This window comes from Aquabacterium humicola (assembly GCF_030167915.1).
Classification (GTDB): Bacteria; Pseudomonadota; Gammaproteobacteria; order Burkholderiales; family Burkholderiaceae_C; genus Pseudaquabacterium; species Pseudaquabacterium humicola.
This window is the reverse complement of the sequence record NZ_JARGNB010000003.1, coordinates 255,965-277,503: the sequence shown is the minus strand read 5'-3', so window position 1 is coordinate 277,503 and position 21,539 is coordinate 255,965. Positions and strand designations below refer to the sequence as shown.

At 70.9% G+C, this 21,539-nt stretch carries 24 protein-coding genes; 14 read left to right on the top strand and 10 right to left on the bottom strand.

Features of this window, described 5'->3' with window-relative positions:
* Window positions 1-173 precede the first annotated feature (173 nt).
* Window positions 174-428: a DUF1272 domain-containing protein gene (locus tag P1K89_RS17375; protein WP_284617746.1), complete on the top strand. Its 255-nt coding sequence runs from the start codon at window positions 174-176 to the stop codon at window positions 426-428.
* Window positions 429-455: 27 nt separating this feature from the next.
* Here the strand turns inward: P1K89_RS17375 and P1K89_RS17370 are convergent, their stop codons facing one another.
* Window positions 456-1,106: a GntR family transcriptional regulator gene (locus P1K89_RS17370; RefSeq protein ID WP_284617745.1), complete on the bottom strand. Its 651-nt coding sequence runs from the start codon at window positions 1,104-1,106 to the stop codon at window positions 456-458.
* Window positions 1,107-1,200: 94 nt separating this feature from the next.
* Between P1K89_RS17370 and P1K89_RS17365 the strand changes: the two genes are divergently transcribed.
* From P1K89_RS17365 to P1K89_RS17325, 9 genes are all read left to right on the top strand, one after another.
* A complete protein-coding gene (locus tag P1K89_RS17365) occupies window positions 1,201-1,761 on the top strand; it encodes a TRAP transporter small permease (RefSeq protein ID WP_284617744.1) in 561 nt (186 codons plus the stop codon).
* A 13-nt stretch (window positions 1,762-1,774) separates the two neighbouring features.
* On the top strand, window positions 1,775-3,064 hold the full coding sequence (locus P1K89_RS17360) for a TRAP transporter large permease (protein WP_284617743.1): 1,290 nt from the start codon (window positions 1,775-1,777) through the stop codon (window positions 3,062-3,064).
* Between the two features lie 61 nt (window positions 3,065-3,125).
* Window positions 3,126-4,136, top strand: a complete 1,011-nt coding sequence (locus P1K89_RS17355) for a TRAP transporter substrate-binding protein (RefSeq protein WP_284617742.1) — start codon at window positions 3,126-3,128, stop codon at window positions 4,134-4,136.
* Window positions 4,137-4,144: 8 nt separating this feature from the next.
* Complete coding sequence (locus P1K89_RS17350) at window positions 4,145-5,131, top strand: C-terminal binding protein (RefSeq protein ID WP_284617741.1); 987 nt, start codon at window positions 4,145-4,147, stop codon at window positions 5,129-5,131.
* A gap of 37 nt (window positions 5,132-5,168) precedes the next feature.
* Window positions 5,169-5,816: an RraA family protein gene (locus tag P1K89_RS17345; protein ID WP_284617740.1), complete on the top strand. Its 648-nt coding sequence runs from the start codon at window positions 5,169-5,171 to the stop codon at window positions 5,814-5,816.
* 2 nt (window positions 5,817-5,818) lie between these two features.
* Entirely contained in the window at window positions 5,819-6,766 is a 948-nt protein-coding gene (locus P1K89_RS17340; protein WP_284617739.1) for a sugar kinase, read from the top strand.
* A 15-nt stretch (window positions 6,767-6,781) separates the two neighbouring features.
* The gene (locus P1K89_RS17335; RefSeq protein ID WP_284617738.1) at window positions 6,782-7,999 is read left to right on the top strand and encodes an L-dopachrome tautomerase-related protein; all 1,218 of its coding nucleotides are present in this window, start codon (window positions 6,782-6,784) and stop codon (window positions 7,997-7,999) included.
* On the top strand, window positions 7,996-8,730 hold the full coding sequence (locus tag P1K89_RS17330; RefSeq protein WP_284617737.1) for an SDR family NAD(P)-dependent oxidoreductase: 735 nt from the start codon (window positions 7,996-7,998) through the stop codon (window positions 8,728-8,730). The genes P1K89_RS17335 and P1K89_RS17330 overlap by 4 nt, the downstream gene beginning before the upstream one ends.
* Window positions 8,731-8,749: 19 nt before the next feature.
* Window positions 8,750-9,280 carry a 2,4'-dihydroxyacetophenone dioxygenase family protein gene (locus P1K89_RS17325; RefSeq protein WP_284617736.1) on the top strand — a complete coding sequence of 177 codons (531 nt, stop codon included), beginning with the start codon at window positions 8,750-8,752 and terminating at the stop codon, window positions 9,278-9,280.
* Window positions 9,281-9,292: 12 nt separating this feature from the next.
* Here P1K89_RS17325 and P1K89_RS17320 read toward each other — a convergent pair whose 3' ends face one another.
* The 9 genes from P1K89_RS17320 to P1K89_RS17280 all read right to left on the bottom strand — a co-directional run bounded on the left by P1K89_RS17320 (window position 9,293) and on the right by P1K89_RS17280 (window position 17,419).
* Complete coding sequence (locus P1K89_RS17320) at window positions 9,293-10,417, bottom strand: NADH:flavin oxidoreductase/NADH oxidase (RefSeq protein WP_284617735.1); 1,125 nt, start codon at window positions 10,415-10,417, stop codon at window positions 9,293-9,295.
* A 32-nt stretch (window positions 10,418-10,449) separates the two neighbouring features.
* Window positions 10,450-11,586 carry a serine aminopeptidase domain-containing protein gene (locus P1K89_RS17315; protein ID WP_284617734.1) on the bottom strand — a complete coding sequence of 379 codons (1,137 nt, stop codon included), beginning with the start codon at window positions 11,584-11,586 and terminating at the stop codon, window positions 10,450-10,452.
* 204 nt (window positions 11,587-11,790) lie between these two features.
* On the bottom strand, window positions 11,791-12,384 hold the full coding sequence (locus tag P1K89_RS17310; RefSeq protein ID WP_439898000.1) for a NapC/NirT family cytochrome c: 594 nt from the start codon (window positions 12,382-12,384) through the stop codon (window positions 11,791-11,793).
* 3 nt (window positions 12,385-12,387) lie between these two features.
* Window positions 12,388-12,873 (bottom strand): nitrate reductase cytochrome c-type subunit, encoded by a 486-nt coding sequence (locus tag P1K89_RS17305; protein ID WP_284617733.1) that lies wholly within the window; start codon window positions 12,871-12,873, stop codon window positions 12,388-12,390.
* Between the two features lie 10 nt (window positions 12,874-12,883).
* Window positions 12,884-15,382, bottom strand: a complete 2,499-nt coding sequence (gene napA / locus P1K89_RS17300; protein WP_284617732.1) for a periplasmic nitrate reductase subunit alpha — start codon at window positions 15,380-15,382, stop codon at window positions 12,884-12,886.
* A gap of 65 nt (window positions 15,383-15,447) precedes the next feature.
* Window positions 15,448-15,621, bottom strand: coding sequence for a periplasmic nitrate reductase, NapE protein (gene napE / locus P1K89_RS17295; protein ID WP_284617731.1), 174 nt, complete (start codon window positions 15,619-15,621; stop codon window positions 15,448-15,450).
* Window positions 15,599-16,453: a cytochrome b/b6 domain-containing protein gene (locus P1K89_RS17290; RefSeq protein ID WP_284617730.1), complete on the bottom strand. Its 855-nt coding sequence runs from the start codon at window positions 16,451-16,453 to the stop codon at window positions 15,599-15,601. The genes napE and P1K89_RS17290 overlap by 23 nt, the downstream gene beginning before the upstream one ends.
* A gap of 19 nt (window positions 16,454-16,472) precedes the next feature.
* Complete coding sequence (locus P1K89_RS17285; protein WP_284617729.1) at window positions 16,473-16,988, bottom strand: cytochrome C; 516 nt, start codon at window positions 16,986-16,988, stop codon at window positions 16,473-16,475.
* The gene (locus P1K89_RS17280) at window positions 16,985-17,419 is read right to left on the bottom strand and encodes a DUF1924 domain-containing protein (RefSeq protein WP_284617728.1); all 435 of its coding nucleotides are present in this window, start codon (window positions 17,417-17,419) and stop codon (window positions 16,985-16,987) included. The genes P1K89_RS17285 and P1K89_RS17280 overlap by 4 nt, the downstream gene beginning before the upstream one ends.
* Before the next feature lie 116 nt (window positions 17,420-17,535).
* Here P1K89_RS17280 and P1K89_RS17275 point away from each other — a divergent pair, with 116 nt between their 5' ends.
* Genes P1K89_RS17275 through P1K89_RS17260 form a run of 4 tightly spaced genes read left to right on the top strand, consistent with a single transcriptional unit; the run spans window position 17,536 to window position 21,536 of the window.
* Window positions 17,536-17,898, top strand: coding sequence for a PepSY domain-containing protein (locus P1K89_RS17275; RefSeq protein ID WP_284617727.1), 363 nt, complete (start codon window positions 17,536-17,538; stop codon window positions 17,896-17,898).
* Between the two features lie 4 nt (window positions 17,899-17,902).
* Window positions 17,903-18,571: a response regulator transcription factor gene (locus P1K89_RS17270; protein WP_284617726.1), complete on the top strand. Its 669-nt coding sequence runs from the start codon at window positions 17,903-17,905 to the stop codon at window positions 18,569-18,571.
* Window positions 18,568-19,989 carry a sensor histidine kinase gene (locus tag P1K89_RS17265; protein WP_284617725.1) on the top strand — a complete coding sequence of 474 codons (1,422 nt, stop codon included), beginning with the start codon at window positions 18,568-18,570 and terminating at the stop codon, window positions 19,987-19,989. The genes P1K89_RS17270 and P1K89_RS17265 overlap by 4 nt, the downstream gene beginning before the upstream one ends.
* Window positions 19,986-21,536 (top strand): sulfatase-like hydrolase/transferase, encoded by a 1,551-nt coding sequence (locus tag P1K89_RS17260; RefSeq protein WP_284617724.1) that lies wholly within the window; start codon window positions 19,986-19,988, stop codon window positions 21,534-21,536. Before P1K89_RS17265 ends, P1K89_RS17260 begins: the two co-directional genes overlap by 4 nt.
* Window positions 21,537-21,539 lie beyond the last annotated feature (3 nt).

The window sequence follows — 21,539 nt, the reverse complement described above, 5'->3', positions numbered from 1 at the left end:
ATGCGACATTTCAACTTAGCCAGCAGGGCGACATTTCAACTTGGCCTTGACACGCTGTAGCGGCTGATCAGCAATGTCCGGAATCGACCGCCGCCTGTCCGCATCCGGCGTTCCCCGACTGGCCGATCGGCCGTAGCCTGCGTGCTCCCAGAACCTCCACCGGGATCGCTCCGATGCTTCAGCTCCGACCCAACTGCGAGTGCTGCGACGCCGATCTGCCGCCGGAATCCACCCAGGCGCGCATCTGCACCTTCGAGTGCACCTTCTGCGCCGACTGCGCGGACGTGCGCCTCGCCGGCGTCTGCCCGAACTGCGGCGGCGAGCTGCTTGCGCGACCGCGCCGTCCGCCGGGCGCGCTGCTGAAGTACCCGGCTTCCACGCAGCGCGTGAACAAGCCCGGCGGATGCGCCGGGACCGGCCGGCCGTAGCGGCCGGCTCGCCGTCTTGAACGCTGGCTAGGCGACGCCGCACGCGGCCCGATAACGCGGCTCGTTCTCCAGGATGTGCTCCGTCAGCATCGAGGCCGCCTTCGCGGCCTCGCCGGCCTTGACGACATCCACCAGCACCTGGTGGCTCGGCACCGCGTTGCCGATGGGGGAGCGGTAGCGCAGCGCCACCAGCTGGGACCGGATGACCTCGTAGCCGGCGCGCAGGTACTGGTTGTCGCAGTACGTGAAGAACAGGCCGTGGAAGACCATGTCGATGCCGGCCAGCGCCTGCAGGTCGCGCAACTTCTCGGCCTTGCGCATCTCGGTCACCGCGCGCGCCATGTCGGCCGCCAAGGCGTCGGCCTTCGACAGCATCGCCTCGCGCAGCGCGGCCGTCTCCATCATCACGCGGTAGCGGCAGAGGTGGGTCACCTCGGCCGGCTCGAGCCGGAAGACGAAGGTGCCGCGCTGCGGGTGGATCTCGACGAGGCCATCACGCTTGAGCCGCAGCAGCGCTTCGCGCACCGGCGTCTTGCTCACGTCCATGCGCTGCGCCAGCTGCGCCTCGGACACCTGCTCGCCGAGCTTGAGCTCGCCACGAACGATCGCCTCGCGGATGCGTTCGCAGACCCGGTCGGTGAGCAGCTGGGGACGTTCGAGGGGCAGCGGAGCGTTCATGGCGGCCTGTGCAGTTGGTGACGGAGTCTAAAGGAAAACCCGGTACATACCATCTGCCATATCAGATATCGTTGAATCCATCGAAGGACCTGCCGTGCTCGACATTCCCTCCCCCGCTCCGGTCGCGTCAGCCGCGGCATCCCGCTCCAGCGGCGCACGCATCGACGCCGCCTTCTGCGCCGTCAATCGCTGGCTGCTGATCACGCTGCTGGCGGTGATGGCCGCGCTGGTGATCTCCAACGTCTTCACGCGCTATGCGTTCGCGCACTCGTTCCCGTGGGTCGAGGAGGCAACGCGCTACATGATGATCTGGACCACCTTCCTCGGCGCCGGCCCGGCACTGCGCGTGGGCGGACACATCGCCATCGACAGCCTGCCTTCCGCGCTGCCGGCGGCGGCCGCCCGGGCGCTGCGCGCCGGCATCGTCGGCGTCATCGGCATCACCCTGCTCGCGATGGCGTGGCTGGGATGGGACTACGCGTCCTTTGCGTGGGAGCAGGAATCGCCGGTGCTCGGCTGGTCGCTCGGCAAGGTCTACCTGGCCCTGCCGGTGGGCGCCGCGGTGATGCTGGCGCACCTGGCTTTCGTCAGCCGCCGCTGGGTGTCCAGCGGCGAATGGGAACGCGTCGAGGGCTTCGACCCTCAGGCGCTGTGACAGGGCGCCCGACATGACCGCCGCACTCGCCATCGCATTCATCGGCCTGATGGCCATCGGCGCCCCGATCGCCTTCGCGATGCTCGCCGCCGGCGGCGTCGCGGTGTGGATGAAGCCGGGCATGACGCCGCTTGTGATCATGCAGAACCTGTTCAGCGGGCTGGACAGCTTCCCGCTGCTGGCGATTCCATTCTTCATCCTGGCCGCCGAGCTGATGTCCGGCGGCGCCCTCACCGACGTGTTGCTGCGCTTCGCCGCGCGCCTGGTCGGGGCCCGACGCGGCGGCCTGGGGCACGCCAACATCCTGACGCTGACGTTCTTCTCCGGCATCAGCGGCTCGGCGCTGGCCGATGCCGCCGGACCCGGCGCGATGCTGATCCGCATGATGAAGAAGGCCGGCTACGGCGATGCCTACGCCGCCGCGCTGACCGCATCGACCGCGATCGTCGGGCCGATCATTCCGCCGTCGATCATCATGATCATCTACGCGCTGACCGACAACAGCGTGACCGTGACCGGCCTGTTCCTGGCCGGCGTGGTGCCGGGCCTGCTGATCGCGCTGTCGCTCGCGGTGGTGAACCATGTGATCAGCGTGCGCCGGGGCTACCGTTCGCCACCCGAGCTGCTGGACCTCACGCCGCTGCTGCACCTGTTCCTGCGCGCCCTGCCGGCGCTGATGTTGCCGGCCATCATCCTCGGCGGCATCCACTTCGGCATCTTCACGCCCACCGAGGCATCGGCTGCCGCCGTGGCCTACGCCCTCGTCGTCGGCCGCTTCGTCTACCGCACGCTGCACTGGCACATGCTGCCGGCGATCCTGTTTCGCACGGCCCTGATGACCGCGTCCATCCTCTTCATCGTGGCGACGTCGGCGGTCTTTGCGTGGGTGCTCACGGTCGGCCAGATCCCGCAGCAGGTGGCGTCCTGGATCGCCGCGCTGCAGCTGTCGCCGGGCCTGCTGCTGCTGGCGATCAATGTGCTGCTGCTGCTGGTGGGCATCTTCATCGAGCCGCTGCCGGGCGTGATGATCATGGTGCCGATCCTCGCGCCGCTGGCCGAGGCCGCGGGCCTGAATCCGCTGCACTTCGCGATCGTCGTCATCGTCAACCTGACGCTCGGAATGATCACGCCGCCCGTGGGCGGTCTGCTCTTCGTCACCTCGATCGTCTCGGGCGTGAAGATGGGCCCGATGGTGCGCGAGGCGAAGCCGATGCTCTTCGCGCTGCTCGTCGTGCTGGGGCTGCTCACCTACGTGCCCACCCTGTCGACGTGGCTGCCCGGCCTGCTCGGCTACCGCCACTGAACCGATCCCCCCGAAGGGGGCCTGCGGCCCCTCTTTTCATCGTCCAACGAAGGATCATCGTATGCGCCTGCGCCGCCTGCCTTTCCTCGCCGCCCTCGCCGCGGCCACCTTCGCGATGCTGCCCGCGCACGCGCAGAAGGTCATCAAGTACGCCCACTTCCAGCCGGCCAAGCCCGACCAGCCGAAGCACGTCGCGGCGCTGGCCTTCAAGGAACACGTCGAGAAAGCCACCAACGGCGCGCTGAAGGTCGAGATCTATCCGGCCGGCCAGCTCGGTCCCGCCCAGCAGGTCATGGAGGGGCTGCGCCTCGGCTCTGTGGAACTGGCGGTCGTGCATGACGGCGGCATCGTCGGCGTCTACAAGACCTTCAACATCTTCGGCGTGCCCTATCTCTTCAGCGACCACGCGCACGCCTACGAGGTGCTCGACGGCCCCTTCGGCAAGGAGCTCGCCGAGGACATGCGCAAGAAGACCGGCATCCGCCTGATGGCCTACGCCGACAACGGCATCCGCCACTTCACGAACAGCAAGCGCGCGATCCGCACGCCCGACGACATGAAGGGGCTGAAGATGCGCGTGCAGCCCAGCCCGGTGTTCGTCAAGCTGGTCGAGTCGCTCGGCGCCAGCCCCACCGCCATCGACTGGGGCGAGCTGCCCGCCGCCCTGGCCCAGGGCACGGCCGACGGCCAGGAGAACGGCGTCACGAACATCCTGGCGGCCAGCCTCTACCAGCACCAGAAGCACGTGACGCTCGATGGCCACGTCTACAGCCTGCACGCCTACCTGGTCAGCGACCGCTTCTTCGGCACGCTGAGCGACGCCGAGAAGAAGGCGGTGACCGAGGGCATCGAGAGGGCCAAGAAGATCCACCGCGACATGACGCGCGAGCAGGACCTCGCGGCCAAGGCCGTGCTGTCGGCCAAGGGCATGACGGTGACCGAGATCGACGCCAGCGAGCGCAGCCGCTTCCGCCTGATGTCGCAGCCGGCGGTGCGCCGCTACCTCGAGGCCGAGGTCAGCAAGGAGTGGACCGACAAGCTGGTCCAGGCAGCAGTCGCCTCGCGCAAGTGAGCCTGGCCATGCACTCCGATTCGCGCGTGTCCGCGGCCGGCAGGCGCGCCCGCGTCGTGGCGCTGGACGACGGCTACGCCGCCTACGACCAGGAGACGGCGCTGCTCGAAGCCGCCAACGCCGCGTTCGAGCTGCGGCCCTGCCGCGGCGACGCGGCGCAAGCCGAGCAGGCGGTGCGTGGCGCCGATGTGGTGCTGGTGCGCGAGTCGCCGCTGCCGCGGCGGGTGATCGAGGCGATGGACCGCTGCCGCGCGATCGTTCGCTACGGCATCGGGGTCGACAACATCGACTTGGGGGCGGCGTGCGAACGCCGGATCATGGTGGCCAACGTACCCGACTACGGCATCGACGAGGTCAGCACGCAGGCCGTGGCGCTGGCGCTGGCGGTGGCGCGCCGCGTGCGCCTGCATGACGGCGAGGTGCGCGCCGGCCGCTGGTCCACCGGCGTGCTGCTGCCGATGCACCGGCTGCGCGGCCGCACGCTCGGGCTGGTGGGCTACGGCCGCATCGCGCGCATGACGCACGAGAAGCTGGCCGGCTTCGGCTTCGCCCGCGTGCTGGTGCACGACCCGCATGCCACGCTGCCGCCCGGCGTGCAGGCTGCCAGCGTGGACGAGGTCTGCAGCGAGGCCGACCTGGTCTCGCTGCACGCACCGCTGACGACGCACACGCATCACCTGATCGATGCGCGCCGGCTCGCGCTGATGCGGCCCACCGCCATCCTCGTGAACACCGCGCGCGGCGGGTTGGTCGACCTGGACGCGCTGTACGACGCGCTGGCCGCGCGCCGGCTGCTCGGCGCCGGCCTGGACGTGTTCGACCCCGAACCGCCCGACCGCACGCACCCGCTGTTCACGCTGGACAACGTGGTCGTCACCAACCACGTGGGCTGGTACAGCGAAGAGTCGATGCGCGAGCTGCAGCGCAAGGCGGCCGAGGAGGCCGTGCGCGTGCTGCGCCACGAGACACCCCGCCACTGGGTCAACCGCTGGTGAACGCCTTCTTCTTCGAACGACATCCGGGAATCACGACATGCATGAACTGATCGAATCCTTCGGCCTCGTGGCCGTCGCGTCGGTCGCCGACGCCGTCGACAAGGTCTGCGGCCGCCGCGGCTACCTTGACAGCTGCATCAAGCCGCGCATCAACGACAAGCGCATCTGCGGACCCGCCGTCACCGTGCTGGAGGCCGCCACCGACGAGTTCGTGCCGCCGCAGCACGCGCTGGACCTGATCGACGAGGCCGCGCCCGGCAGCGTGATCGTGATCTCGATCGAGGGCGGCGAAACCGACGTCGCGGTGTGGGGCGGGCTGATGACGGCCGGCGCCGTCGCCAACGGCCACGCCGGCGCGGTGCTCGACGGCGCGGTGCGCGACCTGACCGAGATCCGCCGCGACTACGGCTTTCCGGTGTATGCGCGCGACGTCAGCCCCGGCACCACCCTCGGCCGCTACCGCACGGTGGCCTCGCAGGTGCCGGTGCGCGTGGGCGGCGTGATGGTGCATCCGGGCGACATCATCGTCGGCGATGTCGACGGCGTCGTGATCGTGCCGAAGGCCCAGGCCGCCGAGGTGCTGCGCGTCGCGCAGGAGATCGATGCACGCGAGCTCGAACAGGCCAAGCTCATCATCGCGGAGAAGGCGCTGCGCAAGGGCCTCGCGAAGTACGGCCGCATCTGACGATGGTGCACGGCATGGTCGACATCGTCGACATCGTGGCGCTGGGCGAGCCGATGGTCGAGTTCAACCAGACGCGCGACGCCGGGGGACGGATGTACCTGCAGGGCTTCGGCGGCGACACGTCGAACTTCGCGATCGCCGCGGCCCGCCAGGGTGCGCGGGTGGCCTACGTCAGCGCGCTAGGCGACGACCCCTACGGCCGCCTGCTGCGGGACCTCTGGGACCGCGAGGGCGTCGACCACCGGTCGGTGGCGACCGACGCGGCCGCGTACACCGCGATCTACTTCGTTTCGCACGACGAGCGCGGCCACCACTTCACGTTCTTCCGCCAGGGCTCGGCGGCCAGCCGCATGACGCCGGCCACGCTGCCGCGCGAACGGGTGCGCAGCGCCCGCGTGCTGCACCTGTCGGGCATCTCGCTGGCCATCTCGACAGGCGCCTGCGATGCCGCGTATGCCGCGATCGACGAAGCCCGGTCGGCCGGCGTGCAGGTCAGCTTCGACACCAACCTGCGGCTGAAGCTGTGGTCGATCGACCGCGCCCGCGCCGTGATGAACGACGTGATCGCACGCTGCGACATCTGCCTGCCGAGCCTCGAGGACATCACCGCGATCACCGGCCTGCACGACCCGGACGCCCTGGTCGACCATTGCCTGGCGCGCGGCGCACGCATCGTGGCGCTGAAGCTCGGCGAGCGCGGGGCCATCGTCGCCGATGCGGCCCGGCGCATCCGCATCCCGGCCCACCCGTGCCGCCCGGTCGATGCCACCGGCGCGGGCGACACCTTCGGCGGCACCTTCGTCGCGCGATTGGTGGCCGGCGACGAACTCGAGCAGGCCGGCCGCTATGCGGCCGCCGCGGCCGCCCTGTCCACCGAAGGTTACGGCGCGGTGGCGCCGATCCCCCCTGCCGAACGCGTGCGCGTAGCGCTCGCCGCCCCGGCGCACTGAACCACGGAGAAATGAATGACGCATCGCATCGCTCGCTGGGCGCTGGCCGCGCTGTCCGCCGCCGCCCTCCTTCCCCTTGCCGTCGCCGCCGCGCCGAAGCTCGAGGTCGTCGCGGAGTGGAACCGCCTGTCCTACGACCTCGGCGATGCGGCGGCCGAGAAGGCCTACGAGGACCAGCAGGTCTGGAAGAAGGTGCTGATGCAGGGGGCCAAGGTCGACAGCCGCGGCAACATCTACGTCAGCACCGCCCGCTGGGGCGGCAAGGAAGTGCCGGCCACGCTGTCCAAGCTCGTCAAGCGCGGCACCGAGTGGAAGCTGCAGCCCTTCCCCAGCCGGGCGATGAACGACATCGCCAACCCGAAGGGCCTGAAGGCGGTGCTGGGCTTCGAGATCGATCGCCATGACGTCATGTGGATCCTCGACCAGGGCCACGTCGCCGGCGCGCCCTCGGGCCCCGGGGACGAGAAGCTGATCGGCTGGGACCTGAAGACGGGGCGGGAGGTCGCCCGCTACGAGTTCAGCGACGCCGACAGCGACAAGAAGTGTTCGTTCCTGAACGACGTGGCGGTCGACAACGATGCGGGCGTCGTCTACATCAGCGACTCCGGCATCTTCTGCGACCCGCTGAAGGGCGGCCTGCTGGTCTACGACATCAAGTCGAACAAGGCGCGGCGCGTGCTGTCCGCCCCGGAGTGGGTCAACGACGAGGCCTTCGCCTTCCAGATCCACGGCCGCGACGTGCTCAAGCCCAAGGAGGGCAAGCCCAACCCGATGCGCACCGGCGCGGACGGCATCGCGCTGTCGGGCGACAAGAAGACGCTGTACTGGACCAACCTGACGGGCCAACGCCTGCTGGCGCTGCCCACCACGCTGATCCGCGACTTCTCGAAGACCGAGGAGCAGGTGAAGCAGGCGGTTCAGGTGGTGGCGACGCTGCCGTCGAACACCGATGGCATGACCGCGGACCGTGCGAACAACCTCTACATGACGGCGCTCGGCAAGAACGGCATCATGAAACGCGACGCGAAGACGGGAACCATCACCATGCTGGCTTCGAGCGACGAGATCTCCTGGCCCGATACGCTGGCCTGGGGCCCCGGCGGAGCGCTGTACCTCGTCAGCAACCATCTGCACCTGTGGGTCGACGGCGACATGGATTTCGACCGGCCGAAGGTGCCCAACTTCCGCATCTATCGGCTGCCGCTCGGCGCCCGTCCCTATCACGCCAAATGAGCGCACACACCACCACGGCTCGGCGGCACGTCCTCGTCGTCGGCGGCACCAGCGGCATCGGCGCGGCCATCGGCGCCGCGTTCCTGGCCGCCGGCGACGGGGTGATCGTGACCGGCGCGACCAGCGGTGAAGTTGACGCGGCCGCAGCGGATGCCACGCTGGTGGGCGCCTCCCGGGCCGTGCTGGACGTGCGCGACGGCGACGCCGTCGACGCGCTGGTCGGCGGCCTGGCCGCGCTGGACGTGCTGGTCAACTGCGCCGGTGTGATCCGGCGCGGGGCGGAACACGATCCGGCCGTGTTCGCGGACGTGGTCGACATCAACCTCGTCGGCACGATGCGCTGCTGCAGCGCGGCGCGGCCGCTGCTGTCGAAGCGCCGCGGCTGCATCGTCAACACCGCGTCGATGCTGAGCTTCTTCGGCGGCGGCCTGGTGCCGGGCTACAGCGCCAGCAAGGGCGGCATCGCGCAGCTGACGAAGAGCCTGGCCATCGCCTATGCGGCCGAAGGCATTCGTGTCAATGCCGTGGCGCCAGGATGGATCGCGACGCCGCTGACGCAGGCGCTGCAGGACGACCCGGCCCGCTCGGCCCCGATCCTCGCGCGCACGCCGATGGGCCGCTGGGGCACGCCCGAAGACATCGCGGGCCCGGTGCTGTTTCTCGCCAGCGACGCGGCGCGTTTCGTCACCGGCGTGGTGTTGCCGGTCGACGGCGGTTACCTGATCACCTGAGCCCTGTCACGGAGTGCCCATGAACCTGCCCGCACCGACCCCCGACGAGAAGTGGCAGCCCTACCGGCTGCCGATGCCCAAGGAGTCGCCCCCCGAGCTGCTGGTGCCCGACGTCATCCCCCAGGACGAGCGCATCTGGGTGCCGGTCGACGACAACGTGTGGTTCCGCCCGCTGTGCCTGTCGGCCTCGCGCGGCTACTGGATGAACCTGCTGCGGGTGCGGCGTGCGGGTGTGCTGTCCCGGCACCGCCATCCGCAGCCGGTGCACGGCTTCGTGCTGAAGGGCGAGTGGCGCTACCTCGAGCACGATTGGGTGGCGCGCCAGGGCGGCTATGTCTACGAGGCACCCGGCGAGACGCATACCCTGGTGGTCGACCCCCATGTCGACGAGATGATCACGCTGTTCCAGGTCAACGGCGCGATGATCTATTGCGATCCCGACGGCCGTTGTACCGGCTACGACGATGTGTTCACGCGCATCGACCGGTGCCGGAGCCACTACCGCGCCGTCGGGCTGGGCGAGGGCTACGTCGACCAGTTCATCCGCTGACCCGGCATCGCCTCAACGCTGCCCGAACTGCAGGCCGTCGAACAGGTTCTTGAACTCGCGGGGCTGCGAACGCCAGTACTGCTTCGGCGCCGATACGCTGGCGCCGAGCGTCGCCGCCGCGTGCCACGGCCAGCGCGGGTCGTACAGCATCGCGCGCGCGAGCGACACGGCGTCCGCCTCGCCGTTGGCGATGATGGCTTCGGCCTGCGCCGCCTCGGTGATCAGCCCGACCGCGATCGTCGGCAGCCCGACCTCGGCCTTCACCCGCTGCGCATACGGCACCTGGTAGCCGGGGCCGAGCTTGATCGCCTGCTGCGGCGACACGCCGCCGGTGGTGACGTGGATCGCCGCGCAGCCGCGTGCCGCGAGCGCCTTCGACAGGGCGACGGTGCCCTCGATGTCCCAGCCGTCGGGCACCCAGTCGGTCGCTGAGATGCGCATCCACACAGGACGCTCCGATGGAAAGTTATCGCGCACGGCGTCGAAGACCTCGATCGGGAAGCGCATGCGGTTCTCGAGGCTGCCGCCGTAGTCATCGTCACGATGGTTCGCCAGCGGCGACAGGAACTGGTGCAGCAGGTAGCCATGCGCGGCGTGCACCTCGATGCCGTCGAAGCCGAGCCGCGCGGCCCGGCGTGCGGCGGCGGCGAAGTCCTCGCGCACCTGGTCCAGGCCGCGCCGGTCGAGGGCGACCGGCGGCCGTTCGTCCGCGGCGTGCGGCACCGCGGAGGGCGCGACGGTCGACCAGCCGCCCGGCTCGTCCGGCCGCACCTGGCTGCCGCCTTCCCACGGGGCGCGGCTCGAGCCCTTGCGGCCGGCGTGCGCCAGCTGCACCGCGAGCTTCATCGGTGAGTACGCCCGCACCGCCGCCAGCACGCGGGCCAGCGCCGCTTCGTTGTCGTCGGAGTAGAGCCCGAGGTCCTGCGCGCTGATGCGGCCTTCGGGCGACACCGCCGTCGCTTCCAGCGTCAGCAGCGCGGCGCCGGACAGCGCCAGGTGGCCGAGGTGGATCAGGTGCCAGTCGGTCGCGTTACCGTCCACCGCCGAGTACTGGCACATCGGCGCGATGGTGATGCGGTTGGGCAGCTGCAGCGCGCCCAGCTGCCAGGGCGTGAAGAGGTGCGGTGGGGTGCTCATCGGTGATCGGTCGCCATCGGGGGCGCGTGTGCTCAAAGGTCCCGCGCCGCGCCTGCCGCGCGGCCGAGCATGAAGGAGAAGTACGGCACCACGCAGTCGAGGTGCCCGGCCGGCCGGGCCGCGCAGTCGGTCAGGCTGACGCTGGTCGAGCCGCGGGCGCGCATCGTCGCGAGCGTGCGCGCGGACACGCTGTAGGCCACCGTCAGGTCGTCGCGGCCGTGGTGCATCAGCACCGGGAAGCGCGGGCGCCAGTCATGCACGTTGCTCGAGGCGTCGAGCGCTGCCGTGTCGTCGGCGAGGTACAGGTCGATGAAGGACGCGTCGAGCGTGACGTCCGCGTCGTCCGGCAGGATCTCGCGCACCAGCGCTTCGCGCAGCAGCGTGCGGGTCGTGGTGCTGAGGTTCTTCAGCACGCCGGGCCAGGCCACCCAGCGCAGCAGCTCGCTGCGCGTGCGCACCAACGCCAGCGCGCCGTCCAGCGTCGCGGTGACGCTGTAGGGCCCGGCCCCCGGGGCGACGCCGACCAGGTTGGCCAGGTGCGGGCTGCCTTCGGCTTCCATGGCGCGCAGCGCGGCCACGGTGGCATAACCGCCCTCGCTGTAGCCGGCCATGAAGAGCTGGCCGTTGTCGGCCACGCCGGCCGACTGGCGCCAGGTCTTCGCGGCGGTCAGCAGGTCGACCACCGCCGCCGCGGTCGGCGCCGCCTGCAGGTAGGGGTGCGGATGGCCCTTTGATGCGCCGTAGCCCACGTAGTCGGCGGCCAGCACGATGTAGCCCTGCGACGCGAGCAGCACGGCGGCCTCGGTCTCGTCGGCGGTATTGCTGGGCGCCTCGGCATCGCGGAACAGCGTGCCGTGCTGCCACGACATCACCGGGCTGGGCCGGCCCGCCGGTTTCACCGGCACGGCCGCCAGTGCCGAGGCGAGCACGTCCTGACCCTGCCCATCCTTCGTCACGTAGGTCAGGCGGTAGGTGGTCACCGGGTAGCGCGCCAGCACGCCGAGCGCCGGCACGGTCTCGAGCACCGCCGACATCGCCGCGACGCCGACGGTGCGGATCGGCGTCGCCGACTTCAGCTCGCCGGGACCGCTGACGGCGGGCGCGGTGGTGGGCGCGGTGGCGGCCGTGGTGGCGGCCGTCGGGGCGGCCAGCGCAATACGTTCGGGCACTGGCGCCGCCGTCTCGCCGCCGCCGCAACCGTGCAGCAGGCCCAGGCAGGCGGCCGCCGCGATCAGGCGGGATGCAGGAAACGAGGCACGGCGACGGGCGGAGGGCGGCACGGGCGGTTCGATGGCGGGCGGACCCGCGATTGTCCCCATCCCGGCGCGGCCCGCTGCCGCGGGGTCAATCCGCCGCGCGCTTCAGCCTCTTGCTCAGCGCACCCCCGACATGTCCGGCAGCCGGTGCGCGATGCCCTTGTGGCAGTCGATGCAGGTCTTCTCGCCCCTGGCGAGCAAGGTCGAGTGCGCGTCGACGGCGCGTTTGCTCTGGCGCGTGAAGTCCATCGACTCGAACTGGTGGCAGTTGCGGCACTCGAGCGAGTTGTTGGCCTTCATGCGCTCCCACTCGTGGGACGCCAGCTGCAGCCGCATGTCGGCGAACTTCTCCGGCGTCGAGATGGTGCCGAAGACCTTGCCCCAGACCTCCTTGCTCGCCTGCATCTTGCGCGCGATCTTGTCGGTCCAGTTGTGCGGCACGTGGCAGTCGGCGCACTTCGCGCGCACGCCGCTGCGGTTGGTGAAGTGGATCGTGCCCTGCAGCTCGGCGTAGACGTTGTCGCGCATCTCGTGGCAACCGATGCAGAAGGGCTCGGTGTTGGCAGCCTCCAGCGCGGTGTTGAAGCCGCCCCAGAAGATCACGCCGCAGACAAAGGCGACGATCGTCAGGAAGCCCAGGCTGTAGTAGCGGCTCGGCCGCCACAGCACGGTCCAGTAGCGGCGGACGAAGCTGCGCAGGCGCGGCAACATGAGCTAACGCTTCTTCGCAGCGGCCGCGGGTGCGGACGCAGGCGGCGCATAGAGCAGCGTGTCGACGTCGACGAATCGGTTGTTCACCAGCGGCTTCAGCTCGGCCTGCGTGACGTGGCACTGCAGGCAGAAGTAGCGCCGCGGCGACAGCTCGGCCAGGAAGTTGCCGTTGCGGTCCTGGAAGTGGGTGACGCTGATCATCGGCGCCTGGCTTTCCTGCGTGCGGGCGCGCGAGTGGCAGAACATGCAGCGGTTGGCATTGCGGTCGAGCTGGTAGCCCTCGATCTTGTGCGGCACCACCGGCGGCTGCATCGCGTAGGCGCGCTGGCGGCGCACGTCGCTGTTGTCGGGGCTGGTGATCGGCGGCGGCGTGGTGGTCTCGGCGATCGGCGCGCCGCGCAGGCGGTCGGTCACGTCGACGGCCCGCGCGGCGCCGGCGGCGGCCAGCACAGCGAGCGCCACCGTGGCGGCGAGGCACGCGGCTCTCATGCGGTCCTCCTCATGCCTGCACCTTCTTCAGCGCGACGGCGCACTTCTTGAAGTCGGTCTGCAGCGAGATCGGGCAGGTGGCGTCCAGCGTCACCTTGTTGATCAGCTGGCTGGCGTCGAACCACGGCACGTAGACCAGCCCGCGCGGCGGCTTGTTGCGGCCGCGGGTCTCGACGCGCGAGCGCATCGAGCCGCGCCGCGACGCGATCTCGATCATGTCCCCGCGGCGCATGCCGAGGGCCTTCGCATCCTCCGGGTGGATGTAGCAGACCGCGTTCGGGAAGGCCCGGTACAGCTCCGGCACGCGCCGCGTCATCGAGCCGGAGTGCCAGTGCTCGAGCACGCGCCCGGTGCACAGCCAGTACGGGAAGTCCTTGTCGGGTTCCTCGGCGGCCGGCTCGTAGGGCAGCGCGTAGATCACCGCCTTGCCGTCCGGATGGCCGTAGAAGCGCACGCCCTCGCCCTTGGGCACGTACGGGTCGTAGCCCTCGCGGTAGCGCCACTTGGTTTCCTTGCCGTTGACCACCGGCCAGCGCAGCCCGCGTTCCTCGTGGTAGGTCTCGAACGAGGCCAGGTCGTGGCCGTGGCCGCGGCCGAACTGCGCGTATTCCTCGAACAGGCCCTTCTGCACGTAGAAGCCGGCGGCCACCGCATCGTCGTTCGAATAGGCGCGGTCGGTCTGCGCCAGCGGGTAGCTGTCGACCACGCCGTTGCGGAACAGCACCTGGTACAGCGTCTTGCCGCGGTATTCGGGCTTGGCGGCCAGCAGGGCTTCGGGCCACACCTCTTCCATCTTGAAGCGCTTGCTGAACTCCATCAGCTGCCACAGGTCCGAGCGCGCATCGCCGGGCGGCTTGACCAGCTGGTGCCAGAACTGCGTGCGGCGCTCGGCATTGCCGTAGGCGCCCTCCTTCTCCACCCACATCGCCGCGGGCAGGATCAGGTCGGCGGCCATCGTCGTGACCGTCGGGTAGGCCTCGGAGACGACGACGAAGTTGGCCGGGTTGCGATAGCCGGGCAGCGCCTCCTGCAGGATGTTGGGCGCGGCCTGCATGTTGTTGTTGACCATCACCCAGTAGGCGTTGAGCTTGCCGTCCTTGAGCATGCGGTTCTGCAGCACCGCATGGAAGCCCGGCTTGTCGGGGATGGTGCCGGGCGGCAGCTTCCAGATCTTCTCGGCCTCGGCACGGTGCTTCGGGTTGGTCACCACCATGTCGGCCGGCAGCCGGTGCGAGAAGGTGCCCACCTCGCGCGCGGTGCCGCAGGCCGAGGGCTGGCCGGTCAGCGAGAACGGGCTGTTGCCCGGCGTCGATATCTTGCCGGTCAAGAGGTGCAGGTTGTAGAGCAGGTTGCTGCACCAGGTGCCGCGGGTGTGCTGGTTGAAGCCCATCGTGAAGAAGGACATCACCTTGGTCTTCGGATCGGCGTACAGTTCGGCCAGGCGCTGCAGGCGCTCCTTCGGCACGTTCGCGAGCTTGGCGACGCTGTCGAGCGTGTAGGTGGAGACGAACTTCGCGTACTCGTCGAAGGTGGCCGGCCGGCTGCCGCCGACGTCGCCCACGTTCTTCGCCTTGCGCTGCAGTTCGTGCTCGGGCCGCAGGCCGTAGCCGATGTCGGTGTTGCCGATCACGAAGCGGGTGTGGCGGTCGACGAAGCCGCGGTCGACCTTGCCGCTCTTGATGATGTGGTTGGCGATATAGTTCAGGATCGCCAGGTCGGTCTGCGGCTTGAAGGTCAGCGTCAGGTCGGACAGGTCGTAGCAGCGGTGTTCGTACACCGACAGCGTGGCCACCTTCACATGCGGCGCGGACAGCCGCCGGTCGGTCACCCGCGTCCACAGGATCGGGTGCATCTCGGCCATGTTCGAGCCCCACAGCACGAAGGCGTCGGCCTGCTCGATGTCCTCGTAGCAGCCCATCGGCTCGTCCATGCCGAAGGTGCGCATGAAGCCGGCGACCGCGCTGGCCATGCAGTGGCGCGCGTTGGGGTCGATGTTGTTCGAGCGGAAGCCGGCCTTGAAGAGCTTGGCCGCCGCGTAGCCTTCCCAGATCGTCCACTGGCCCGAGCCGAACATGCCGACGCCGCTGGGGCCCTGCGCCTTCAGCGCCTTCTTGAACTGCTCGGCCATCACGTCGAAGGCCTGGTCCCAGGACACCGGCTGGAACTCGCCGTTCTTGTCGTACTTGCCGCCGGCCATGCGCAGCAGCGGCTGCGTCAGGCGGTCCTCGCCGTAGAGGATCTTCGACAGGAAGTAGCCCTTGACGCAGTTGATGCCGCGGTTCACCTCGGCCTGGATGTCGCCGTGCGTCGCGACGACCTTGCCGTCCTTGACCGCGACATTGACGCCGCAGCCGACGCCGCAGAAGCGGCACGGCGCCTTCGACCACTGCAGCTGCGTGCGCGACGAGTCGGTGACGACGTTGGCGGCCGCCGCGATCTGCGGCAGGCCGGTGGCCGTGGCGCCGCCGGCGACGGCGGCGTCCCGCATGAACTGCCTTCGACTGGTCATCCGGGACTCCTGCGTTGTACTTCGTGCTGATCGAGGAGCCGCGACCGATCCGCGCGGACCGCGCGTCAGCCGGGCAGATCGCCCGTTATCAACTGGTACATCCAGACCAGGAAGCCATAGCCACCGACCACCATCACGGCAAGCAGCGGGGCCAGAACGATCGTCAGGAACAGGAAGGTGCGCAGCTCCTCCTGTTGCGTGGAGGGGCCGGGCTGGTCAGGATTGGCGGCGGGTTCCATCCTTCTTCTTCGCCTTCTTCTCGTGCTTTGTCTCTCCGGGCGAATCTATCGTGCGCTTCGGGACGCGCATCGCTTCAACCCTGCTGTCGTCAGGGGCTGAAGCCGAAGGTGGCTGCTGCCACTGCCACGCCCCGAAGGCCAGTGCCGCCGCCAGCAGCGCGACGGCCAGCGGGCGCCGGTCGGACTTCGCGAGGTCCGGCCCCGGGCCCTCGGCCGTGCCGCTGAGCATCGGCCGCGCCGCATTGCGGCGGCGCAGCGCCGAGAGTGCGGCGATCGCGCCCAGGTGCAGCAGCACCAGCGCCAGCGCGGCGTTGGCGAAGAACTCATGCACCTCCTCCAGCCAGTCGCCGCCCCATTCCTCGAAGGTGGCATAACCCGACAGCGCCAGCGGTGCGGCCAGCGCCAGCAGCGCCGCCATCGACAGGCCCAGCGCCAGCGCCGCGCTCTTCTGGAGCCGCGGGCCGGACAGCGACCACTGAGTCCGCGGCCCGGACAGCGACCAGCCCGCGAGCAGGTCGCGTCCCCAGGCCGGCAGCGCGGCCACCCGGCGCCACAGCAGCGACAGGCGCGCCTGCGGGGGTCCGAACAAGCCGTACAGCACGCGGAAGGCCAGCACGCCTGCCATCGTGTAGCCCAGCGTCACGTGCAGCGCGCGCCAGGACTCGGAGTCGCCGCTGAGCCAGGCGCCGGTGAAGGTAGCGGCGAACAGCCAGTGCGCCATGCGCGTCGGCGCATCCACCACGCGGCGCGTGCGCGCAGGCGCGGGCGACGCGGTGGCGCCGAGAGTGGCGCCGGCGGTGGCCGCGCCGGCGGCGGAACGGGGGGCGTTCATCGTCGGTTCCTTGTCGAGGTCAGTCGCGCCAGGCGCGGCGCTGGCGGGCATCGAGCCCGGCCGGGAAGCGCAGGCCGTGCTCGTCGTAGTCGCCCTCGTCGGCGCGCGGATGGCAGGCCGCGCAGTTCGCGGCGCTGCGCACCGCGGCGTGGTTCCACACGGTGGCATCGATGCGGCGATGCTTGCGCTCGAACCATGCGCTGCGCGTGATGCGGTCTTCGGGCGGCGCCTCGGGCCCAGCCTTCACCCACGTGCGCCAGCCGCCGGCCATCGCATGCGCCTGCAGCCAGGCGTCGAGCTGTTTCACGGTGTCGGCATCGAGCGAGGCATCGGTGCCGTAGTGCCGGCCGAGGCCGGTCATGATGCGGTGCCAGGACGCGGCCGGCAGCATGCGCGGCGCGTACAGCGTGTGGCAGGCCGCACACTCCTGGCGATAGGCGGGCGGCACGGCAGCCGGCAGCGCGGGCCCGTCGGCCCGGACCGCGAAGGCCGCCGCGAGCAGCGGCGGCAGCAGCAGCAGGCGGATCGTCTTCATGGCTTCAGCGACAGCAGCCAGGCCAGCACGTCGGCCTTCTCCGCCGCGCTGCACTCGCGCTTGAGCACGTCGTTGCAGTTGCGGCGGAACCACTTGTCGACCCGGGCCGTGTTGGTGAAGGCGGTGGGGTTGGAAGCCGGCGCCAGCGGTTCGATGCGCTTGCCGGTGCCGTCATGCCGGCCCGCGCCCAGCGGCGAGGCGCCGTGGCAGGACGCGCACGACCACTGCCCGCCGTGGCGGGCGGCGAAGAACTGCCGGCCGCGCTCGGCATCGGCCGGTGCGCCAGCCTCGCCGGCGAAGCGCTGCAGCTGCTGCTGCGGCGTGGTGTCAGCGGCATGCGCCGCCGCGGCGGCAAGCAGGGTCGCGAGGGCCAGCATGGCCAGCGGCCGTCGGGCGCCGGTCGGGAGAAGTCGTCGGGTCGGGGTCGTCATGGCTTGATGCGGGTCAGTCGATCGGTGGCGTGTGAAGGCATTCTTCGAAGCGGCGCTGAACCGGCGCTGAAGTGCTCGTTCACCTGCCGTTCATCTGCCGACCCCACACTGCCTGCATGCACCTGCACCGCCTGTCCGTCCCCGTCGCGCTGCTGCTGGCGGCGGCCGGGGCCCTCGCCTCGCCCCCCGGCGAACGCGACCACGAGCGCGACCACGACCGCGCCCGCGCCGCCGCCGCGGCCGGCGAGGTGATGCCGCTGCCGAAGCTGCTGGAGACCGTGCGCCGGACGTTTCCCGGCGAGGTGCTGGAGGTGGAGCTCGAGCGCGAGCATGGCCGCTGGGTGTACGAGCTGCGCCTGCTGCAGCCCGATGGCCGGCTGCTGAAGCTGCACGTCGATGCACGCAGCGGCGTGCCCCTCGAGCGCGACGATCGCGCCACGCGGCGTGCCCCCGCGGCGCCGGACGCCGGCGCGCGATGACGCGATGAGGCTGCTGCTGGTCGAGGACGAACCCGCGCTGCGCACGCCGCTGCGCGCCGCGCTGGAGCGCGCGGGCTATGCGGTGGACGAGGCCAACAACGGCGGCGACGCCCTGCACCTGGGCGATACCGAGCCCTACGATGCGGTGGTGCTGGACCTCGGCCTGCCGCAGCTCGACGGACTGACCGTGCTGCAGCGCTGGCGCGCGGCGGGGCGCACGATGCCGGTGCTGATCCTCACCGCGCGCGACCGCTGGCACGACAAGGTGGCCGGCATCGACGCCGGCGCCGACGACTACCTCGCCAAGCCCTTCCACACCGAAGAGCTGCTGGCCCGGCTGCGCGCGCTGATCCGGCGCTCGCAGGGCCAGGCATCGTCGCTGCTGCACTGCGGGCCGGTGTCGCTGGACACGCGCTCGGGGCGGGTCGCGATCGACGGCGAGCCGGTGAGCCTGACCTCGCACGAGTACCGCCTGCTGGCCTACCTGATGCACCGCCCGGGCCGCGTCGTCGCGCGGTCCGAGCTGTTCGACCACCTGTACGCCGGCGAGGTCGACCGCGACTCCAACACCATCGAGGTCTTCATCGCGCGCCTGCGCCGCAAGCTGCCGCCGCAGGCGATCGAGACCGTGCGCGGGCTGGGCTACCGGCTGGTGCCGCCCGCCGCGGGATGAGCCAGACGCTTCGGCGGCCACGCTCGCTGCGCTGGCGCATGCTGGCCGCGACGCTGCTCGCGCTGGTGCTGGCGCTGGTGCTGTCGGGCGGTGCGCTGGCCCGGCTGTTCCGGCAGGAGGCGATGCGCCAGTTCGAGGCGACGCTGGCCGCGCAGCTCGACCAGCTGACCGCGCGCTTCGACCTCGATGCCGAAGGCCGACCGCAGATCGACGAGGCGCGCCTGACCGACCCGCGCTGGTCGCGCCCGTACTCCGGGCTCTATTGGCAGATCGACGCGGCCAGCGGCGTGCAGCTCGAACGCGCCGTGCTGCGGTCGCGTTCGCTGTGGGACACGGCCCTGCAGGCGCCGGCCGATGCGATCGCCGACGGCGCGCTGCACCTGCACACGCTGGCCGGCCCCGAGGGCGCCGAGCTGCGGGTGCTGGAGCGCACGGTGCGGCGTGCCGACGCGGCGACCGGCGCGCAGCGCTCCTGGCGGCTGCTGGTGGCCGCCGACACCGCGCCGGCCCGGGCCGCGGCGCACCGCTTCGACCGGGCGCTGGGCGCCTCGCTGCTGGCGCTCTTCGCGCTGCTGGGCATCGCCGCGCTGGTGCAGGTGGCCATTGGCCTGGCGCCCTTGCGCACGCTGCAGCGCGCGCTGCAGGCCCTGGACGGCGGCGCCGCGCAGCGGCTGGACGGCCGCTTCCCGGCGGAGCTGCAGCCGCTGGTGGACCATTTCAATGCGGTGCTCGACCGCAACGCCGAGATCGTGGCCCGCGCGCGCACGCAGGCCGGCAACCTGGCCCACGCGCTGAAGACGCCGCTGGCCGCGATGGCCCAGCAGGCCGACGCCGCCGGCCGCGACCCCGCGGCCGCCGCCGACCTGCCGGCGCTGGTGCGCGAGCAGGTGGCGCAGGCGCGCCGCCATGTCGACTGGAACCTGGCGCGCGCCCGCGCCGCGGCGGCCCAGGGCCTGCCCGGTGTGCGCACGGCGCTGGAACCGGTGCTGCGTGACCTGGTCCGCGTGCTGTCGCGCCTGCATGCGGCGCGCACGATCAACCTGCATGTCGATGCGCTGCCGGTGGACGCGGCCTTCGCGGGCGAGCAAGAGGACCTGCAGGAGATGCTGGGCAACCTGCTGGAGAACGCCTGCCAGTGGGCGCGTTCCGAGGTGCGGGTCTCGGTCTCGCCGCAGGCCCCGGGCCGGCTGGCGATCACGATCGAGGACGACGGGCCGGGCATCGAGGCGTCGCGGCGGGCGCAGGTCCTGGCGCGCGGCGCACGGCTGGACGAGTCGGTGCCCGGCAGCGGGCTGGGGCTGTCCATCGTCAAGGAGATCGCCGGCCTGTACGGCGGCTCGCTGACGCTGGAGCGCGGCACGGCGGGCGGCCTGCGCGCGGTGCTGGTCCTGCCCGAGGTACCCTTGCCGCTGCGATGAACGTGCTCTTCATCATGGCCGACCAGCTGCGCTGGGACCACCTGTCCTGCAGCGGCCATCCGTACCTGCAGACGCCCAACCTCGACGCGCTGGCGCGCCGCGGCGTGCGCTTTTCCAACGCCTTCGTCACCAGCGGCGTCTGCGGCCCCAGCCGCATGAGCTTCTACACCGGCCGCTACCCCATCAGCCATGGCGCGACCTGGAACCGCGTGCCGCTGTCGATCGGCGAACGCACACTGGGCGAGTACCTGAAGGGCCACGGCCGCACGCTGGCGCTGGCCGGCAAGACCCATGTGATGCCCGACCGCGACGGCCTGGCGCGGCTGGCGATCGACGGCGGCAGCGAGCTCGGCACCTTCCTCGAGCGCGGCGGCTTCGTCGAGATCGACCGCTACGACGGCCACCATGCGCCCGGCGACGAGAGCGGCTACCCGGCCTTCCTGCGCGCGCAGGGCTACGACGGCGCCGACCCCTGGAGCGAGCACGTGATCGCCGCGATCGACGCCGGCGGCCAGGTCGTCAGCGGCTGGCACATGCGCCACGTGCACCTGCCGGCGCGCGTGCAGGAAGCGCATTCCGAGACCGCCTACATGACCGACCAGGCGCTGCGCTTCATGCGCGAGCAGGGCAGCCGCCCGTGGGTGCTGCACCTGAGCTACGTGAAGCCGCACTGGCCGTACATGGCGCCGTCTCCCTATCACGCGATGTACACGGCCGAGCAGTGCCTGCCGGTGGTGCGCAGCGAGGCCGAGCTGCGCGACGCCCATCCGGTGCTCGCCGCCTACCGCCAGCAGGAGGAATGTCTCAGCTTCCAGCGCGACGACTGCATCCGCACGGTGCGCCCGGCCTACCAGGGGCTGATCCGGCAGCTCGACGACCACCTCGGCCGGCTCTTCGACGCGATGGAGCGGCAGCACCTGCTGCGCGAGACGCTGGTGATCTTCACCTCCGACCACGGCGACTTCCTCGGCGACCACTGGCTCGGCGAGAAGGAGCTCTTCTACGACACCGTGCAGCGCGTGCCCTTCATCGTCGCCGACCCGCGCCCGGCGGCCGATGCCACGCGCGGCCGGGTCGACCCGCGCTTCGTCGAGGGCGTGGACCTCGTGCCCACCGTGCTGGACTGGCTCGGCGTGCCGGGCGACAACCACCGCATCGAGGGCCGCAGCCTGCTGCCGCTGCTCGAAGGCGACGCGCCGCCGTGGCGCGACTTCGCCTATTCCGAGCTCGACTACAGCTTCCGCCAGGCGCGCCTGCTGCGCGGCAAGACGCCGCAGCAGGCGCGCGCCTTCTCGCTGCGCACCGAGCGCTGGCGCTACGTGTACTGGCTCGACGAGCCCGAGCAGCTGTTCGACCTGCAGGCCGACCCGCAGGAGATGCAGGACCTCGGCCGCGAGGCCGGCCACGACGCGGTGCGCGCCGGCCTGCGCGAGCGGCTGCTTCACTTCCTCGCGCAGCGCAAGCACCGCACGACCGTCAGCGATGCCGTCGTCGAGCAGGGCACCAACCGGTACAAGCAGGCCGGCGTGTTCTTCGGCCAATGGTGAACC

Bases quoted from the DNA above. Each gene is read 5' to 3' on its own strand.
- P1K89_RS17325 (WP_284617736.1), top strand. From the start codon at position 8,750: ATGAACCTGCCCGCACCGACCCCCGACGAGAAGTGGCAGCCCTACCGG.
- P1K89_RS17285 (WP_284617729.1), bottom strand. From the start codon at position 16,988: ATGAAGACGATCCGCCTGCTGCTGCTGCCGCCGCTGCTCGCGGCGGCC.
- P1K89_RS17270 (WP_284617726.1), top strand. From the start codon at position 17,903: ATGAGGCTGCTGCTGGTCGAGGACGAACCCGCGCTGCGCACGCCGCTG.
- P1K89_RS17340 (WP_284617739.1), top strand. From the start codon at position 5,819: ATGGTGCACGGCATGGTCGACATCGTCGACATCGTGGCGCTGGGCGAG.
- napE (WP_284617731.1), bottom strand. From the start codon at position 15,621: ATGGAACCCGCCGCCAATCCTGACCAGCCCGGCCCCTCCACGCAACAG.
- P1K89_RS17260 (WP_284617724.1), top strand. From the start codon at position 19,986: ATGAACGTGCTCTTCATCATGGCCGACCAGCTGCGCTGGGACCACCTG.
- P1K89_RS17355 (WP_284617742.1), top strand. From the start codon at position 3,126: ATGCGCCTGCGCCGCCTGCCTTTCCTCGCCGCCCTCGCCGCGGCCACC.
- P1K89_RS17345 (WP_284617740.1), top strand. From the start codon at position 5,169: ATGCATGAACTGATCGAATCCTTCGGCCTCGTGGCCGTCGCGTCGGTC.
- P1K89_RS17375 (WP_284617746.1), top strand. From the start codon at position 174: ATGCTTCAGCTCCGACCCAACTGCGAGTGCTGCGACGCCGATCTGCCG.
- napA (WP_284617732.1), bottom strand. From the start codon at position 15,382: ATGACCAGTCGAAGGCAGTTCATGCGGGACGCCGCCGTCGCCGGCGGC.
- P1K89_RS17330 (WP_284617737.1), top strand. From the start codon at position 7,996: ATGAGCGCACACACCACCACGGCTCGGCGGCACGTCCTCGTCGTCGGC.
- P1K89_RS17290 (WP_284617730.1), bottom strand. From the start codon at position 16,453: ATGAACGCCCCCCGTTCCGCCGCCGGCGCGGCCACCGCCGGCGCCACT.
- P1K89_RS17360 (WP_284617743.1), top strand. From the start codon at position 1,775: ATGACCGCCGCACTCGCCATCGCATTCATCGGCCTGATGGCCATCGGC.
- P1K89_RS17370 (WP_284617745.1), bottom strand. From the start codon at position 1,106: ATGAACGCTCCGCTGCCCCTCGAACGTCCCCAGCTGCTCACCGACCGG.
- P1K89_RS17350 (WP_284617741.1), top strand. From the start codon at position 4,145: ATGCACTCCGATTCGCGCGTGTCCGCGGCCGGCAGGCGCGCCCGCGTC.
- P1K89_RS17265 (WP_284617725.1), top strand. From the start codon at position 18,568: ATGAGCCAGACGCTTCGGCGGCCACGCTCGCTGCGCTGGCGCATGCTG.
- P1K89_RS17275 (WP_284617727.1), top strand. From the start codon at position 17,536: ATGCACCTGCACCGCCTGTCCGTCCCCGTCGCGCTGCTGCTGGCGGCG.
- P1K89_RS17280 (WP_284617728.1), bottom strand. From the start codon at position 17,419: ATGACGACCCCGACCCGACGACTTCTCCCGACCGGCGCCCGACGGCCG.
- P1K89_RS17310 (WP_439898000.1), bottom strand. From the start codon at position 12,384: ATGTTGCCGCGCCTGCGCAGCTTCGTCCGCCGCTACTGGACCGTGCTG.
- P1K89_RS17320 (WP_284617735.1), bottom strand. From the start codon at position 10,417: ATGAGCACCCCACCGCACCTCTTCACGCCCTGGCAGCTGGGCGCGCTG.
- P1K89_RS17305 (WP_284617733.1), bottom strand. From the start codon at position 12,873: ATGAGAGCCGCGTGCCTCGCCGCCACGGTGGCGCTCGCTGTGCTGGCC.
- P1K89_RS17335 (WP_284617738.1), top strand. From the start codon at position 6,782: ATGACGCATCGCATCGCTCGCTGGGCGCTGGCCGCGCTGTCCGCCGCC.